Origin of the sequence: [Clostridium] citroniae WAL-17108 (assembly GCF_000233455.1) — a bacterium.
Taxonomy (GTDB): domain Bacteria; phylum Bacillota; class Clostridia; order Lachnospirales; family Lachnospiraceae; genus Enterocloster; species Enterocloster citroniae.
The window spans coordinates 192019-209153 of record NZ_JH376424.1 but is presented as its reverse complement, the minus strand read 5'-3'; the positions used below and the strand labels follow the sequence as shown (position 1 = coordinate 209153).

19 protein-coding genes are annotated in these 17135 nt (G+C 45.9%); 17 read left to right on the top strand and 2 right to left on the bottom strand.

Features of this window, described 5'->3' with window-relative positions:
• The 7 genes from HMPREF9469_RS18135 (at nt 1) to HMPREF9469_RS18105 (ending at nt 9118) form a co-directional block, all read left to right on the top strand.
• On the top strand, nt 1–1743 hold the full coding sequence (locus HMPREF9469_RS18135) for an ABC transporter ATP-binding protein (protein ID WP_007864734.1): 1743 nt from the start codon (nt 1–3) through the stop codon (nt 1741–1743).
• A complete protein-coding gene (locus HMPREF9469_RS18130) occupies nt 1740–3593 on the top strand; it encodes an ABC transporter ATP-binding protein (protein WP_007864731.1) in 1854 nt (617 codons plus the stop codon). The genes HMPREF9469_RS18135 and HMPREF9469_RS18130 overlap by 4 nt, the downstream gene beginning before the upstream one ends.
• 69 nt (nt 3594–3662) lie before the next feature.
• Nucleotides 3663–4292: a hypothetical protein gene (locus HMPREF9469_RS18125; RefSeq protein WP_007864728.1), complete on the top strand. Its 630-nt coding sequence runs from the start codon at nt 3663–3665 to the stop codon at nt 4290–4292.
• A gap of 100 nt (nt 4293–4392) precedes the next feature.
• Nucleotides 4393–5115, top strand: a complete 723-nt coding sequence (locus tag HMPREF9469_RS18120; RefSeq protein ID WP_048930545.1) for a response regulator transcription factor — start codon at nt 4393–4395, stop codon at nt 5113–5115.
• A 110-nt stretch (nt 5116–5225) separates the two neighbouring features.
• The gene (locus tag HMPREF9469_RS18115; protein ID WP_227884435.1) at nt 5226–6212 is read left to right on the top strand and encodes an ATP-binding protein; all 987 of its coding nucleotides are present in this window, start codon (nt 5226–5228) and stop codon (nt 6210–6212) included.
• 100 nt (nt 6213–6312) lie between these two features.
• The gene (locus tag HMPREF9469_RS18110; RefSeq protein ID WP_007864718.1) at nt 6313–7098 is read left to right on the top strand and encodes an ABC transporter ATP-binding protein; all 786 of its coding nucleotides are present in this window, start codon (nt 6313–6315) and stop codon (nt 7096–7098) included.
• Nucleotides 7082–9118: an FtsX-like permease family protein gene (locus tag HMPREF9469_RS18105; protein WP_007864715.1), complete on the top strand. Its 2037-nt coding sequence runs from the start codon at nt 7082–7084 to the stop codon at nt 9116–9118. The genes HMPREF9469_RS18110 and HMPREF9469_RS18105 overlap by 17 nt, the downstream gene beginning before the upstream one ends.
• Nucleotides 9119–9283: 165 nt before the next feature.
• Here HMPREF9469_RS18105 and HMPREF9469_RS18100 read toward each other — a convergent pair whose 3' ends face one another.
• Nucleotides 9284–10336, bottom strand: coding sequence for a tyrosine-type recombinase/integrase (locus HMPREF9469_RS18100; protein ID WP_007864713.1), 1053 nt, complete (start codon nt 10334–10336; stop codon nt 9284–9286).
• Nucleotides 10337–11104: 768 nt separating this feature from the next.
• Here HMPREF9469_RS18100 and HMPREF9469_RS18095 point away from each other — a divergent pair.
• The 4 genes from HMPREF9469_RS18095 to HMPREF9469_RS18080 all read left to right on the top strand — a co-directional run bounded on the left by HMPREF9469_RS18095 (nt 11105) and on the right by HMPREF9469_RS18080 (nt 14039).
• Nucleotides 11105–12514 carry a hypothetical protein gene (locus HMPREF9469_RS18095; RefSeq protein WP_007864711.1) on the top strand — a complete coding sequence of 470 codons (1410 nt, stop codon included), beginning with the start codon at nt 11105–11107 and terminating at the stop codon, nt 12512–12514.
• Nucleotides 12511–12783, top strand: a complete 273-nt coding sequence (locus HMPREF9469_RS18090; protein ID WP_007864708.1) for a hypothetical protein — start codon at nt 12511–12513, stop codon at nt 12781–12783. The genes HMPREF9469_RS18095 and HMPREF9469_RS18090 overlap by 4 nt, the downstream gene beginning before the upstream one ends.
• A gap of 103 nt (nt 12784–12886) precedes the next feature.
• Nucleotides 12887–13714 carry a rolling circle replication-associated protein gene (locus tag HMPREF9469_RS18085; RefSeq protein WP_007864705.1) on the top strand — a complete coding sequence of 276 codons (828 nt, stop codon included), beginning with the start codon at nt 12887–12889 and terminating at the stop codon, nt 13712–13714.
• A gap of 43 nt (nt 13715–13757) precedes the next feature.
• On the top strand, nt 13758–14039 hold the full coding sequence (locus HMPREF9469_RS18080) for a hypothetical protein (protein WP_007864703.1): 282 nt from the start codon (nt 13758–13760) through the stop codon (nt 14037–14039).
• A 115-nt stretch (nt 14040–14154) separates the two neighbouring features.
• On the opposite strand, the gene HMPREF9469_RS18075 is transcribed toward HMPREF9469_RS18080, so the two are convergent.
• On the bottom strand, nt 14155–14361 hold the full coding sequence (locus HMPREF9469_RS18075; protein ID WP_040416768.1) for an Arc family DNA-binding protein: 207 nt from the start codon (nt 14359–14361) through the stop codon (nt 14155–14157).
• A 220-nt stretch (nt 14362–14581) separates the two neighbouring features.
• On the opposite strand from HMPREF9469_RS18075, the gene HMPREF9469_RS18070 reads away from it, so the two are divergent.
• The 6 genes from HMPREF9469_RS18070 to HMPREF9469_RS18050 all read left to right on the top strand — a co-directional run bounded on the left by HMPREF9469_RS18070 (nt 14582) and on the right by HMPREF9469_RS18050 (nt 17076).
• Nucleotides 14582–14761: a hypothetical protein gene (locus HMPREF9469_RS18070; protein WP_143111247.1), complete on the top strand. Its 180-nt coding sequence runs from the start codon at nt 14582–14584 to the stop codon at nt 14759–14761.
• Between the two features lie 50 nt (nt 14762–14811).
• Nucleotides 14812–15045, top strand: a complete 234-nt coding sequence (locus HMPREF9469_RS18065) for a hypothetical protein (protein ID WP_007864694.1) — start codon at nt 14812–14814, stop codon at nt 15043–15045.
• 15 nt (nt 15046–15060) lie between these two features.
• Complete coding sequence (locus tag HMPREF9469_RS18060) at nt 15061–15348, top strand: hypothetical protein (RefSeq protein ID WP_007864692.1); 288 nt, start codon at nt 15061–15063, stop codon at nt 15346–15348.
• Nucleotides 15349–15468: 120 nt separating this feature from the next.
• Nucleotides 15469–16137 (top strand): hypothetical protein, encoded by a 669-nt coding sequence (locus HMPREF9469_RS18055; RefSeq protein WP_007864682.1) that lies wholly within the window; start codon nt 15469–15471, stop codon nt 16135–16137.
• A 4-nt stretch (nt 16138–16141) separates the two neighbouring features.
• Complete coding sequence (locus tag HMPREF9469_RS33365) at nt 16142–16273, top strand: hypothetical protein (protein WP_007864680.1); 132 nt, start codon at nt 16142–16144, stop codon at nt 16271–16273.
• A gap of 101 nt (nt 16274–16374) precedes the next feature.
• Nucleotides 16375–17076, top strand: a complete 702-nt coding sequence (locus HMPREF9469_RS18050; RefSeq protein WP_007864678.1) for a hypothetical protein — start codon at nt 16375–16377, stop codon at nt 17074–17076.
• Nucleotides 17077–17135 lie beyond the last annotated feature (59 nt).

The following is a 17135-nucleotide window of genomic DNA, read 5'->3' as shown; positions in this document are numbered from 1 at the left end:
ATGCTAAAACTAATGGTTTTTTTGAAACCATACAAAAAATGGACTGTTTTTATGTTCCTGCTCCTGTTCATTCAGGTATTGGGAACCCTGTATATTCCAACCCTTACCGCAGGTATTGTTAACAGCGGGATCGTGGCAGGCGATCTGAACTATGTGCGTGAAACCGGGGTTTTTATGCTGGTTGTCGCCTTATTCACTGCAGGCGTGTCCATTGGAGGCACCTACATTTCCACCTATATTGCAACCGGGATGGGAAGTGATATACGCAAACGCTTATTTTTCAAAGTCCAGTCATTTTCCGCAAATGATTTTAACCGGTTTGGTGCAGCTTCCATGATCACCCGCAGTACCAGTGATGTGGTCCAGATCCAGCAGGCATTTTCAGCCCTGGTCCAGATGCTGCTTCCCGCTCCCTTCATGACCATTGCCGGGCTGATCCTGGCTTTTTCCAAGAACAGGCTCCTGGCCTTCATCATATTGGGGCTTATGATGTTCCTGATCGCTTTTTCCGCAATTGTGATCACCAGGGTAACCCCTATGTTTGAACATCTCCAGACCCTGATGGATAAGATCAACCGTACGGTCAGGGACAATATCATCGGCGTAAGGGTGATCCGGGCCTTTAACCGTACCGGCCATGAAAAGGCAAGGGTGGATCAGTCTTTTGCAGATTACGCCAAAATTGCCATAAGAGCCAACAAGTTTTTTGCCTGCGTACTTCCCATGGTCATGGGTGTAATGAGCCTGTGCACCCTGCTGATCCTGTGGTTTGGCGGGAAACAGGTGGCTGCCGGAAACATGCAGATCGGTGATATCATGGCGATCATTGAGTATGCAGTGCTGATCCTCATGTATCTGATCATGGGGGTTGCCGTATTTGCCATGGTGCCCAGGGCCCAGGCCTGTGCACAGCGCATCAATGCGGTTCTTGATATGGAGCCCGAAATCTCAGACAACGTTGTTTCAGGCAAGGTCGTGAAATTAGAGGATCCCGTTTCCCATGGGGAAGTGGAGTTTAGAAATGTCACATTCCGCTATGAACACGCGGAGGAGGATGTACTCCATGGTATCAGTTTTTCCGTCCGCAAAGGCCAGACCACCGCAATCATCGGGGGGACCGGCTCCGGCAAGTCCACCATTGCCAGCCTGCTGATGCGTTTTTATGATATACAGGAAGGCAATATACTGATCAAAGGAAGAGACATACGGGAGTACGGTCAGCGGGAACTGAGGGATATGATCGGCTATGTGCCCCAGAAAGCGTTCCTGTTCAGCGGGACCATTGCCGATAACCTGCGCCATGGGAAAAAAGATGCCACGGACCTGGAAATGCACCATGCAGCCGCCATTGCCCAGATTGATGATTTTATCCGTGAACATAAAAAGGGCCTGGATGCTCCCGTATCACAGGGGGGCGGCAATTTTTCCGGCGGACAAAAGCAGCGTCTGTCCATTGCAAGGGCTGTTATAAAAGAACCGGATATCTTCCTGTTTGACGACAGCTTCTCCGCCCTTGATTTTAAGACGGATGCAAAGCTTCGCAAAGCGTTAAAGCAGGAAGTAAAGATGAGTGCTGTTATCATTGTGGCACAGAGGATCAGTACCATTACCGATGCGGACCAGATCATTGTTCTGGATGAGGGCCGGATCGTTGGAAAGGGTACCCATGAAACATTGATGGCAGACTGTTCCGTGTACCAAAACATTGCCCAATCCCAATTAAGTCAGGAGGAATCCGCATGAGTGAGGAAAAAGACATCCTGGAAAGCCAGAGTTCCATTGAATTGTTTGGGGATGAAATGTCGGCTGACCGGGCCCAAAATATCAAAGGCACGGCAAAACGTTTTTTCAGGGATCTGATGAAACAGAGAGCCAAGATACTGGCAGTGGTTCTCTGCATCATAGCCGCCGCCGTGTTTAATATCATCACGCCTGCCCTGATCGGCCAGGCCATCAACCAGATTTATGACGGCATAAAGAATGCCGTATCCCAGGGCACCGCCTTCCAGGTCAACGTGTCCACCATGGGTAAGATCATATGGGTGATCGCAGTGCTTTACCTGTTCAGCGCCCTGTTCAGTTTTCTTGAACAGTATATCATGGCCAGCATTTCCCAGGACATCTCCCTGTCCATGCGCAGGTCCATCAGTGAAAAACTGAACCGGCTGCCTCTTTGTTACTATGATACCCACAAGAAAGGAGATATCCTGAGCCGTGTCACCAGTGACCTGGAAAAGGTGGCGGACACATTGCAGGAAGGCTTAAGCCAGCTGATCACATCCGTGGTGACCATTGCGGGGGCATTTATCATGATGATGGTGATCAGCCCCTCACTGACCATGATCGCCCTGGGCAGCATTGTGGTAAGCGTGGTCACAGCAGCCCTGATCTCCCTTAAAACCAACCGGTATTATGCAGCGAACCAGGCTGCTCTGGGGGAGTTGAACGCCAGCATTGAGGAGGCATTTACGGGAAATGCCATTATTAAAGCATTTAACCTGCAGGATGAAATGGTAAAAACCAATGACGAACTCAATGACAAGCTGCAGAAGGAATCCACAAAGGCACAGTTCATCACCTACGCCATCACGCCCCTGGTGCGTTTTCTGGGGCAGATCGGCTATGTCATCATTGCTGTGCGCGGCGCTGTATCCGTTATCAGCGGCACTATTACAATCGGTGAAATCCAGGCCATCTTCCAGTATATCAATCAGATTACCGAGCCGGTTACCCAGCTGTCCTATATAATAAACCGACTGCAGGGTGCAATCGCATCAGCGGAGCGGGTTTACCAGATACAGGATGAACTGGAGGAGATACCGGACACTGCCAAAGAACAGCTGCTGCCGCAGCCAAAGGGAAATGTTTCCTTTGAACATGTACGGTTCGGATATCACAGGGACAGGATTTTAATGGAGGATATCAATATCTCGGTCCGGGCAGGAAGCAAGGTGGCCATTGTGGGGCCAACCGGAGCAGGCAAGACCACCCTGGTAAATCTGCTGATGCGCTTTTATGAACTGCAGGGAGGTAAAATAACCATTGACAATGTCAATATCAATGAAATGAGCCGCAGGGAGCTGCGTTCCATCCTGGGTATGGTTTTGCAGGACACATGGCTTTTTAACGGAACCATTGCGGAGAATATCGCATACGGGCGAAGCGGGGCAACCGGTCCGGAGATCCGCCAGGCAGCAAAAGCAGCCAGGATCGACCACTTTATCCGTACCCTGCCCCAGGGTTACCAGACCATGGTGGATGATGAGCTCCTTGGCATGTCCGTGGGACAAAAGCAGCTCCTTACCATTGCAAGAGCCATACTCGCGGACCCGTCCATCCTGATCCTGGATGAGGCCACCTCCAGCGTGGATACCAGGACAGAGATCGAGATACAAAAGGCAATGGGGAACCTGATGAAGGGGCGGACCAGTTTTGTCATCGCCCACAGACTTTCCACCATACGGGATGCGGATCTGATCCTGGTCATGCGGGAGGGCACCATCATTGAACACGGTACCCATGACGGCCTAATCAGGCAAAGAGGGTTTTACGCGGACTTGTACAACAGCCAGTTTGCTGCAAAAGCTTCGTAAGTTTTAAGAGAATTACCCCTTTTCACAGAAGCTGCAAAATGATAAGATAATGTAAAAAAGGAGTTTTGCATGTTTCCAGTGAGTACCTATGAGGAAATCGTTAAAAAAGAACGGGAATTAAACGAAAAACATATTATTGTCCTGCTGTTTGTCCGTCCCAGCCTTCCGGGAGCCCGGGAAATCGTGGAGGAGTTCAGCTATCTTTATTATAACTCCAGCAGGTACTGCTCCATCTATGCTGTGGGATATACCAATGACCCGGAGACAGGCGGCGGCTACCGGAAGGTCTATGAGATCGGCAGCAGTGCGTGGTATTACAGCGACAGGGTATTTGTGGATTTTAAAAGGCAGCTGGAGCGGCGCCTGAAGTGGAGGTACAGCGGGGAGATCGAGGCTATCATCCTTCAAAGCAACCCGGATGGGAGAGAGATCCTGAATTTTCAAAATTATGTGGCCATTGACGTGAACTACGGGATCAGGAACGGGTATCTGGATTCATTCTCACGTTTTATGGAATCCCTGGTGCGGTATTCCGAGGTGCAGGTAGAAGCCGCCCAGGTGGTAAAGGATCTCAGGAAACAGACATTTCATCTGGGTGATATGATGGGGGAGGCCATTGAGGAAAGCAAGCGGATTCCGGGCCCCTTAAAACGGATTCTAAAGGACCGCTTGTTTTACCGGACCTCCCGGTCTTATTAATCCGTGTACGCTCGGATTGATCCGTGTACGCTCGGGAGATTACCGGCCCCCATCTTTGCATCTGATCTTGCCGGAGTACACACCCATGTTTGGAGGAAGCATGTATCATATATTGATCGTAGAAGATGACAACACCATAACCAATGTTCTGAAACGCACACTGGAAAAGTGGAATTACCAGGTGGCGGCAGTCACTGACTTCAGCCGCGTCCTGGAACAGTTTGAACAGACAGCGCCGGATCTGGTCCTGCTCGATATTTCGCTTCCCTTTTTTGACGGCTACTACTGGTGCGGCCAGATCCGCAGACTAAGCCAGGTGCCTATCATTTTCATATCCTCTGCCTCGGATGATATGAACCTGGTGATGGCAGTAAATCTGGGGGCGGATGATTTCCTGGCCAAGCCCTTTAAGCTGGAAGTGGTTTTGGCGAAAATACAGGCGCTGCTGCGCAGGACCTATACATTTAATGAACAAAAGACCGTACTGAGAGCGGGTGCTGCTGTCCTTAACATAGGAGACGGATCCCTGGCCTCAGGCAGTGGAAAGCTGGATCTGACCAAGAATGAACTGCGGATCATGAAATGTCTGATGGAGCAGAAAGGCCGGGTGGTATCCCGGGACAGCATCATCCGGTATTTGTGGGAGAGCGAACATTTTATCGATGATAATACCCTTACCGTTAATATGACGCGTCTTCGCAAAAAACTGGAAAGCATCGGGTTAAAGGGACTGATTGAGACAAAAAAGGGACTTGGGTATCTTCTGTCTGAAGCAGGAATCTGCAACGAGGCAGCTATGGGGCAAGAGGAGGTAAGGTCATGATCTCCCTCTTTTTTTCGTATTGTAAAGAACGCACACCCTTTCGTTTTCCAATGATCCTTCTCCTTCTAGTCACTGTAATCTGGTGGCTGCAGGACCTTCCGTGGCAATCCATGACATATATCCTCCTGCTCAGTTCAGCCTGTGTACTCACCTGCACGATCCTGGATTTCTTAACCGATCTGCGAACCTGCCGCAGGATCCGGGAGCTGACGCTTCAGGCGGAGAATGGACTATTTCTGCCTCCGCTGCCTGCCAAAGATGAAGATGGCAGGAATGAAGAGAAGAAAAATGAAGGGGACAAAAATAAAGGGGGCCTTGAACAAACAGGAGTCCCTGCCGGTGGAAAAGATGAACAATGGTTCCATCTGGTCCGTCTCTGGCAGCAGCGCTGCAAGGAGGAAAAGGAGAGGAGCAGGGAAGAAAAGCAAAAGAACAGCCGATATTATACTCTATGGTCCCACCAGATCAAAACACCGGTCTCCGCCATGAATCTGCTGCTTCAGGAGGATCAGGTGGACCGCCAGGCAATGGAGCAGGAGCTGCTGAAGGCTGAACAGTATGTGGATATGGCGCTGCAGTACCAGCGTCTGGACCAGGCCGGCCGTGACCTGGTATTAAAGGAATACAGCCTGGATTCCCTGGTCAAAAAAGCAGTCCGGCAATGCGCCCCCATTTTCATCTATAACAAGACCACGGTCCATCTGGAGCCGTTAAAGGGAGCCGTGCTCACTGACGAAAAATGGTTCCTGTTTGTCCTGGAACAGATTCTGTGCAATGCCATAAAATACACCCGGCAGGGGGACATACGCATCTATGTAACCGGATCTGAGCATATGGCTGCCTCCGGCGATTGGGCCGGGTCTGAACTGGTGATCGAGGACAATGGCATAGGTATACGCAGGGAAGACATCCCCAGAGTGTTTGAATGGGGGTATACCGGATATAACGGACGGCAGGAAAAACGTTCAACAGGCATTGGCCTGTTCCTCTGCCGCCAGGCCATGGAAATGCTTGGACAGACCATCCGCATCGATTCCCGGGAAGGAGAGGGGACGCGGGTATATCTCGGCTTATCCGGAAGCCTTTCAAAAATGTAAGGTTCAAAGGGAAAAATGTAAGCTGCTTCTATGGCAGCTTTTTTCCATGCTTTCTATAATAGGAGACACAATACAGATACAGGAAAGATTGGAGGTAACTATGTCTCTTTTGGAAGTCAGACACTTAAAGAAAGTATATACCGCCCATTTCGGCGGTGTGAAGGCAGTGGCCCTGGCAGATATTGAGTTTTCCGTGGACCGCGGGGAATACGTGGCCATCATGGGAGAATCCGGTTCCGGAAAGACCACCCTGTTAAATATTCTGGCAGCCCTGGATAAACCCACTTCAGGCAGCATCATGCTGGATGGAAAGGATATGTCAAAGATCCCGGACAGCCGTATGGCCGCTTACCGCCGGGATAACCTGGGATTTGTGTTCCAGGATTTTAACCTGCTGGACACGTTTTCAATCAAGGATAATATTTTCCTTCCCATGGTTCTGGCAAGAAAGGATTACCATGAAATGGAGGAACGCCTTGCGCCTCTTGCAAAGCAGCTTGAAATTGAGGACCTTTTGGAAAAATTCCCTTACGAGGTATCCGGCGGACAGAAGCAGAGGGCGGCAGTGGCCCGCGCTTTGATCACAAAGCCGCGGCTGCTTCTGGCAGATGAGCCCACCGGAGCCCTGGACTCCCGGGCAGCAGACGGGCTCCTGCGCATTTTTAAGGCAGTGAACCGTTCCGGACAAACCGTATTCATGGTAACCCACAGCACCAGGGCAGCCAGCCATGCTGGCCGTGTACTCTTTATCAAAGATGGGATCATCTTCCATCAGCTCTACCGCGGAACCTGCACCAATGAGGAAATGTACCAGAAGATATCCGACACATTAACGGTTCTGGCCACCCGCAAAAGAGGGGAGGAACGTGATGAACAGCGTGCATAACTTCCTTTTCTATCCAAGGCTGGCCCTCACCAATATGAAAAAAAACGCAAGTATCTACAGACCCTACCTGCTGGCTGGCGGCCTGCTGGCCGGGCTTTTATATGTTCTGGATTCCGTGGGGGTCATGGTGGAAAAAAGTCAGATGGCCGGCAAGGATATTATGCAGGTGATTGTTGAAATCTGTGGAAATATCTGTATGTTATTTGTTTTCCTGATCCTGTTTTATATCAACAGCTTTGTGATGAAACGAAGAAAAAAAGAATTCGGCCTGTTCTGCGTCCTCGGCATGGAGAAAAAGCACCTTGGCTTTGTTCTGTTCTGGGAAGTGCTGATCGGATTGACCGCCAGTCTTTTGTCAGGTATCATAATAGGCGCCTTGTTCTCCCAGGCCATGTTCCTGCTTTTGCTAAAGCTGGTGGAACTGCCCGGAAAACTGATGTTTACCATCCCATTCCAGTCGGTGGGCAGGACCTGCCTGATCTATGGGACTGCATTTTCCATTGTCCTGGTGTATGATCTGATCAGCGTGTCCAGGGCAAATCCCATCCAACTTTTAAAAAGCAGCGAAACGGGAGAGCGGGAGCCAAAAACCAGATGGTTTATGGCAGCTTCCGGCACAGCAGCCCTGGCGGCAGGGTATGGGATCGCCATCCACACCCGGACTGCTTCCGGTGCGCTCCATTTCTTTTTTCCCTCCGTCATACTGGTCATGGCCGGGACCTATTGCCTGTTCCAGGCGGGCAGTGTGGCAATCCTGAAAACCCTGCGCAAAAAGAAGGATTTTTACTACAAACCGGAAAACTTTGTGGCTGTATCCGGTATGATCTACCGCATGAAGCAGAATGCGGCAGGCCTTTCCGGCATCTGTATCCTGTCCGCCGCAGTACTCATTACCCTTTCCACCTGCGCAAGCTTATATGTTGGGGAGGAGGATATATTAAGGAACCAGTATCCCAGGGAAATCTCCCTGTATGCAAGGGCAGAGAACGCTGAATCTTTGCCTTCCGGCGTTTTGGATCATGAAAACGCCCATCAGCCCCAACAGGTACCGGAAGCCATCCGGTCAGCGGCCCGCAGCCTGGCCCTTGAACATAACTGTGAACTTGAAAACATGATGGATTTCTATCAGCTTTCCTTTAATGCAGACTACAATGGGAACCGGATCAGGGCAGTCCGCGGCTATGATCCGGGCACGCTTATGGTTTACGTCCTGACCCTTTCGGATTATAACCGGAACAATGACGGAAATGCGATCCTGGCTCCCGGTGAGGCAATGTACTACGCGCCTGCCGTGACCCTTGGAGATTCGGTGGATCTCTGCGGCCTGGGTTACCGGATTGCCGGGCGTTTGGAGGAATTTGATATAACCCAGCTGCCGGGTTTTGCAACTCCCAGAGATCTGGTGCTTTTGATACTGCCGGAGTTTGCCGACTTACAGGATCTTGCCCGTTCAAGCCGCGGGATTCTGGGAGAGGAGGACGGAAACCGCATCCAGGTCAGCTATCACTGCTTTTTTGACCTGAAGGGGCCGGCCCAGGGACAGGCCGGATTCCAGGCGGAGTTTAAGGACAGGATTCCAGGCATCACCAGAGGGATTGCAAGGGACCAGATACGGACAGAGTTCTACCAGCTGTACGGAAGCATCCTGTTTGTGGGCATATTCTTTATTGCGCTGTTCCTTACCGCCACGGTAATGATCATCTACTATAAACAGATAACAGAAGGCTACGATGACAGGGAGCGGTTTCAGATCATGGAAAAAGTGGGCATGAGCACTGCTGAGGTGAAGAACACCATCACAAGGCAGGTCATGATGGTATTTTTTCTTCCCCTGGGTATGGCGGTTATCCATATTATCGTAGCATTTCCCGCCATGTGCAGCCTGCTGTCCATCTTCAGCATGTATAATACACGGTTGTTTGCTGCATTTACGGTCGGCTCCGTGCTTGTGTTCGGGGCAGTATACCTGTTTGTTTACCGGTTGACAGCAAGGACTTACTTTAAGATTGTACAGGATTAGGTTTTGTGGCTGCCTGCTGCTAAAAAAGGGGATTTTCATTTAAAAAAAGGGATTTTCATTTCACACTTGTGATTTGAGAATCCCCTTTTTGCGGTAAAATAAAACTGCAATTACATTTACACTGTTGGCCTTTCCAAAAAAGGAATTGTTTTATTAGGACAATTCCTACTTTTCCCGAAGCCTTACTTTATTGCGGGCGCTGCGTCTGCGTTCATCCTCCAGAGCAGCGTAATGGCGCTTGGTCGTATTTACATCCGAATGTCCAAGCACATCTGCCACCAGATAGATATCACCGGTCTCACGGTACAGATTTGTCCCATAAGTACTGCGCAGCTTATGAGGGGTTATGGGTTTTAAAGGTGACACGGTCCTGGCGTATTTCTTTACCAAATTTTCCACACTCCTCACAGCCATCCGTTTACGCTGGAGGGAGAGGAAGAGAGCATCCTCGTGCCCCGCTTCCGGAATAATGCGGTCCCGTTCCTCCAGATAATCCAGCAGTGCATCCTCCACCTCTGTGCCGAAATATACAGTAACCTCTTTCCCGCCTTTCCTGTAAATACGGATACCGCCGTTTTTAAAATCAATATCAGAAATATTGAGCCCCACACATTCGGACACGCGGATACCGGTTCCCAGCAAAAGAGTCAATAATGCCAGATCCCTTACTTTTGTCTTCAGGTGGTAACTTTTCTGCTTGTCTGTGAGCTTATCCCCCTGTTCCACCTCATCCAAAAGAAGAGCAACCTCATCCACATCAAGGCGGATGATCTCTTTTTCATGAAGTTTGGGAAGCTGCACCAGGGCGGCCGGATTATTTTTAATCCGCTCATTTCGGTAATAATAATTATAGAAGCTTTTCAAAGAGGAGATTTTACGCATGATCCCCCTTTCTTTATTCATAACCTCCTGGTTTTTTTCATTAAATCGATACTTAAGGTATTCCATATACTCTTCAAAATCCGTCACGGAAAGCTGATCTAAATGTTCAAGGGTAATATCCATGATCTCTTTTTTGGCAAGAACGGGATTTTCCTTGTGGAGGAAATCAAAAAAAACATGCAGGTCATAGGCATATGCGATACGTGTCCTGGATGAAGTCCTTGGCTCGATCCCCCGGAAAAAATCCCCGCAAAAGGGCGGTAAGTCCTTAATCAAATGGCGAAGCTTTAATATATTTTCCCTGTCTATCTGTTCATGATAGGATAAATTACTCATATTATAAGAACCTCCTTTCACCAGGAACGATTATCTGACATTACTGGTCTGTTTTATATTCTAGCCTTATAAATCATTGATTGTCAATTATTATTTAGAATATAATATTAAATGTTGGTTTGTTGAGGGCAGGAGAGGAAAATGGATTGATTTTTCGTGGTTTGGTTTACATAAATATTTTATGTAAACTGTTGTATGAAATCTGTTGTATGAAATTGTCAACAATCATGAATGAAGGGCGGAAGAGAAGGAGTTTGATTAATTGTGATAGGGTATATTATGGATTTTATCAATTATGCCCTTGATTCAATTACGATTTGATTCCTATGAGAGTAAAAGAGAAATTGCAGCCGGCCATATAACTACATTGATTTGTTAATTATTTAACATATTTGAAAATATAATTATTTCTATAAACAAAAACCTTATATAAAAAGCATAAAGCTTGTACAATAAGGAATCGATCAGAAACCAGGAGATATTGAAGATGCTCCTGGATATAATTATAATGGATATAATATATAAAAGGAAATACTCAGCGATACCTGGCCAAGTTCCAATGGATACCTGGCAGGATTGTGTTTCGGATGCTGTATGGGCAAGTGTTAGAGGAAGAGACTATTTATTATTGTACATATGGCGATTCGGCTGAAATGACTGTAATTTAAGATGTTATCGGGATATCGTTGCGTTTATGCGAGATTGCGGCATTATTCCTTCCAACTATTCGTTAAACTAGACTTTCGCGAATAGTTGGAGGTGTGCCCCATGTCTGCTGTAAAGCTGCGTAAAATCCTTTCATTGAGTTTTTCCCTGGTTATTGTCCTTTTATTTCCTCTGACCATTTATGCGTCAACCGCTACTCCTTCTGAAGTACGGCCCTCGGGTGCCTACTCGAATTTTGTCGAATCTTTGGATGAGGATGTTTTAATTGCATCACCAAATAATGCAACATCTATGGATGAATGCATGGAATCAGATGCATTTGATATATTAGATGTTCCTACGCTTATGTCATCTAATAATGATACTGTATCCAATTCGGTTGATTATTCTGGTGTACAGATGTGCCTTGCCTATTATGATATGTCGGGCGTGCTGCATCATGTTTTTTCTCAGGTTGATGATGAGGGCTATGCGTCTATTCCTCTCCCATCTAACTATGCTTCTGGATCATGGTTTGGTTTTGTTTTGTCAAAAAAGTCTTTACCTCCTGCTGGTAAATATAATATAAAAGTTCATTTTGGTAGTAATACGTATATATCGTATGGTGGTAGTGCTTTATGGTTTGGGGTTCGTTATAGCAATGTCAATGAGCAATCAACTTCATTTCCTGTTACGGGTACATATAGTTCAGGTGATTTTTATCTTAATTCTAATGTTTCAGTTGGTGCATCTGCTGACCAGCTTAATATTTCTAATTGGCTTAAATCGGATACTGGTACACCTCCTTGGGGTGGTTATGTGTCTATCAGTTTTACGAGACTTTCTAGTGATACGCCAGTTGAGGGTGGTTCTCCTGGGTCAGATGATATTAACCAGGACATTAATCAATCAATTAGTGATAATACAGCCCAGCAGGTCGAACAAGGTGACACAATTATTGAATTGATAAAAAATACGATTCAGACTATCTCCTCTCAGCTTACGGCTTTTTGGAATCAACTTGCAGGTGAATTTACGAATTTATATAATAAAATGTCTCAGCAACATACCGAACAATTGGAAGCTGATCGGACGAACACGGATGATATCATAGCTGCTGATGATGCCAATACTAATAAGGTCACTACTGCTATTGAATCCCATGGAAATTTTATCATTGAGGGTCTGAAGAAACTTTTCATTCCCTCAGACGAATATTTTAAGGCTTATTTTGATGACCTCTATAGCTGGTTCAGTGAAAGGTTTGGGTTCCTCTCCTTCCCTATTGATTTACTATTGGAGGTCATTGATATTTTTGCCAACTCATCTCAGACAGATTGTGTGCTGGTACTCCCCTCTTTTACTATCATGGAAAATCTGTTATGGCCTGAGATGTCGTTTAATCTGACTGAGTTTTTAGATACTAATTTTTCTTTCGTGGTTGTGGCAATTAAGACCGTCACAAGTATTTATTTAGTGATGGCGTTCGTGCAGCTATGTGAGGAAAAATGGAATGAGGTGATGATGAATTGATTCTGGAAAGTGTGTTTGACCTCTTCTCTTCTGCCCTAAAACTGATTTTTGGATGGATTAATCTTCCGGAGCTGCCAGGTGAGATTCAGACAGTAGTGGATTCTCTCTTTCAATATATGCGCGCTGGTCTTGGGTTTGTATTTCTGTTCTTTAATATGGATCTGGTGAAAATCATGTTGCCATTCGTGATTGTTGTAGCGAATTTTGAGAAGGTCTATAAGATTGTGATGTATGTGTTGCGGAAGATTCCTTTCCTTGGGATTGAGTGAGTGGTTGGCATGGCTGCCGGAACCGCACCAGCGGTGCGGTCCGGTAGCCATTACTTGACAGTATAAACACTTAACACTCATTTTTATAAAAACAGGGGGTCATATGGAACTATATAATGTGAAGATAATCACTTATCCTGACCTTACTAAACAATACCGTATCTATCAGAATACGATTGGTAGTGATGATTTAAGTATCCCTGTACGGCCCCGTAATGGGGGTGATCGTAATCCGTTTGATGGTAAAGTGTGTAAGGATATATTGGTTGATATTAAGGATTATAAGAACCATGTGGATGAGGTGAGTATAAAAAGGACAAAGAAAAAAGTCTATGATTATGCTAAATCAAATGAATGGGAATGGTTTGTTACTTTTACTTTCAGTCCTGATAAAGTGAATCGATATGATTATGATGAATGTACAAAGTACCTCAGTAAATGGTTTAATAATCTAAAGCGTTCCTCTCCTGCTCTCTCCTATCTGGTTGTGCCTGAACAACATAAAGATGGTGCATATCATTTTCATGGATTATTTAGTGGGATTAATGAACGTCAGATAGTATGGACTGGTAAGTATGTTGTAAAGAGGGTTCGAGGGCTTAGAAGTAAGTTTGTACGGACGAAAGAAAAGATATATAAAATAGGCAGCTATAAGTTAGGTTGGATGACAGCAACAAAGGTCAGGGAGATGGAAAAGGTCACGTCCTACATAACAAAGTACATTACGAAAGATATGTTAAATGGTCTGCATGGTAGGAAGCGTTATTGGTGTTCCAGGAATTTGGTTTTGCCTTTGGAAGAGGTTTTTACCCTGGATGCTACAGACCGTTTTATCCTGTCTCAGGAACTGGATGACAGTTCAAGGTTCAAAAAGGTTTCGCAAGTATGTTATGGGGACATGACCCAATCAGTTAATATATATGAGGTTTGATATCAGTGTAGCTTATTAATTGTAATCTGTCAAGGAGGTATTCATGTTAAAAAAAATCGTGTTATGGTTCTGTTGTTCTGTAATGTTTTTTTTGGCTTTTGTTTTTGGAGTGTTTCTTTGGTTAATATTTGCCGATACTGAACGTGCCCTTGCTACTATTCCTGTAGATAATTGGTTTGGTTGGTATGGCATTGGTCTTTGTTCTGGATTCTCTTTCCTTGCAGTTTGTTATGTTTTAATGGATGTGGTTATAGATAAAGTTTTTAATAAGTGTAAAAAGACCCAAAAACAAGGTTATGACAAGGATGATTCCAAAAAGGCATAGAATTATGTGTGTCATATCCTGAGTTGCAAATGTAATGAATTTTGTAATTAAGCTTATCATAGTATTCTCCTTCCAGCGGAGCAGCGTGTACTGCTCCGTTTTTTCATGAGTTTCTTTAACCAGTCCTTGAGATAGATGACTTTTCCAACTTACTCTTCTGTTCTGCCCGGTTCTGTTGGGCTTCATAATTCTTAATATAATTATCTAATATGTGATGAATTTGTTCATTTGTACTTCTATGTTCTGCTTCTGCAATCTCTTTTAATTTATCAATAGTTTCCTGTGGTAATCTGACAGTTAGTCTTGGTAAATTTGATGGCATAAAATTCCTCTTTCTTTTATTGACAAAGTGACGTCACCTGTGATAGACTAAGTAACAAGAGGTGACGTCACTTTGTCACTCGTGATAGCGTGGTTGTTGTAGGTGCATTGGTAACCTTCCGAAAATCTGAGTCATTCCGAATAGGTGTAGGGGTACAACTATTTTACCATGATTTCAGATTTTTGTATATTAAGATTTTCCATGGGAAGGGGCTATGAGTATGGAATACATGATTGGAAAAAAATATCCTGCCATAATGAATGATAAGGTTACATGTTTTAGTGTTTTGGAAATTGAGGAGCATGAATGTTTAATTCAGTGGCAGGATGGTGATGTGGAATGGGCCTATATCCTTGACATGAATCGGTGGGTATTAGATTCTTGTCGAGATAAGGAGTAATTGTAAATAAATGTTTTAGTAACAGGTTGAATGGTTAAGGAGGTTAAGTCATGAAAGTACAAGGTGAATTTAAGTTTTTAGGTGTGGAAAAAAGGCAAGGTTTTAAGGACCCGTCCCAGGTATTTTATGTAGCCGGCTTTGCCCAGGGATTGGATTCCCTCCGCTGTTATGTGGATGCGGAGGCATATGGCAGGTATTCCGGTATTGAACCTTATTCCGATGTAACGGCGGAATTAGAATATAACCCGGTATCGGGTAAGGTTGCACTTGTGGGCATTAACTAGAAAGGAGGATTTAAGGTGAAGTTGTATCAGTCTTTAAAGAAGTATGGCACTCTCCCGGTCGCTACTGGTCTTATGGCAGTTTCATCTTTTCCGGCTTTGGCATCTGAAGCCAGTACTGTCACATCCACGGATTGGGCGCCTATCATCACAGCCATGACAGGACAAATATCCGTAACAACCGTGGTCGGTGTGATTGCTACAGCCATAGGCGCTGGCATTGGCCTGGTGTTCATGTGGTGGGGCGGTCGCAAGGCAGTCCGTACCCTTATGGCAGCATTCCGTAAAGGTAAGGTGTCCATGTAGCTCAGGGGTTGGGGGTGGCGGTGGCCACTTCCCTTTTTTTATTTTCTGACAATTTCTTTTTCTCTAGTTGCGGATCGGCTATCTATAAAGGTGAATTGTCAGAATTGTTTGGAGGTTGTTATGTCTTTTAAATGGTATATGGGTTCTCTGGACATTGGGAATGTGTTTAAGGTCTGGAAGTATAACAAAGAGTTCCGTAAACAGCATCCTGAGTATTTTGACCCGGATGGGATTATTGTTTTTTGTGGGATGCAGGGTGCTGGTAAGACAATCAGTGCTGTTCAGTATGTCCAGCGACTATGTGAGTTGTATCCCCAGGTGAAGGTATGTAGTAACATGGATCTGAAACTGCCTGAGGGTATTGAGGTATATCCCTGGGATGGTGTCCACTGTTTCACAGATATCAATAATGGCTATGCCGGGGTGATATACCTGATAGATGAGATACACCTGGAATTTAATTCCCTGGAATCGAAAAAGATGGATAGCAATATCTTCACGGTAGTTTCCCAGCAGCGGAAACAGCGCAAGCATATCGTGGGGACATCCCAGGTATTCAGCCGTATCGCGAAACCGTTCCGTGAGCAATTCCGCTATGCGGTTGCCTGCCGTACCATGCTCCGCTGTATACAGGTTAATGCCCTGATTGATGCGAAAAATGCCCGGGAGGTAGATGGCGAGGTTGTTGCCAGCAGTATTAAACGGTTTTTCTGGTTCCACTCCCCTGCGCTGTATGACAGTTATGATACTTACGCAGTGATGAACCGATACCGGCAGGATTGGGGGTGAGTAGATGCAGGTTGCTATTGGATTATTTGCGGATGTAATTAGGGAAGCCATGCCTTATGCGATTGTCTTTGCCCTGGGACAGCGGATTGTTACATTGTTCCTTGGGATGGCCTTTAGAGGGGATGTGCGCTTATGATATGGAGGAGGATGTATTGTGTATTACTTTGTTTGGTTCTGTGTGCTCTATACTGTTTTCGGTCTTATGCGGGTGAGTATACGCTCACTGAGGAGGATTTTATGGCTCCTGAGGGATATCCTCAGGCTGCGCAGGATGATATGAATGGATGGCTTTCCAGTGTCCCTGATGAGGATATGGATTTTGATCAGTATCAGCAGATAATGGAAATCCTGTATCCTGAATTGGCGGAGGGTGATGAGTATGAGGATGATATGGCTGATGATGAGGATGATGATTACATGGAGGATGTTGCTGTTGCTTCTGGCTCTAATGCTCGCATTGCTAGTCCTTCTAATGCTGAACGGAACAAAGCGAAAACGGTAGCTAATATCATGAATATCAGTTCCCCTGTGGTTTACAGTTCGTATACGCCCTATGATTCGTCCATTTCTACTACGGTGGTAACTTATATGTCTGATGTGCTTCCAAAGCTGGGAAACGTCCATTACGTGCTTTTCCGTCATGGTCAGTACGCTTACCGTCTGGTTTATGCAAAGGATATGATCTGTGATGGTACCACCTTCACGGCGGAGGATGCACAATATATTGCTTATGATTCCAGATATTATACCTGGACTTCCGGGTCGGAAGGTTCCTTCCGGCTTCAGGCCAATAACTATATTGTGTACAGTGACCTTGAGGGGTATCCTATGCTTCAAAGTGAAGCTACATACTATTGGCTGATTATTTTCTTTGCTGGGGTTGCGTTGATGTTTGTAATTTACCGTTCCCTGTTTAGCCCGGGCCGTGTGCGGATATGATGGAATATATGCATTTCCTTGTCCGCTCCCAGTGCCATGTCCCATATGGTTACGGATCG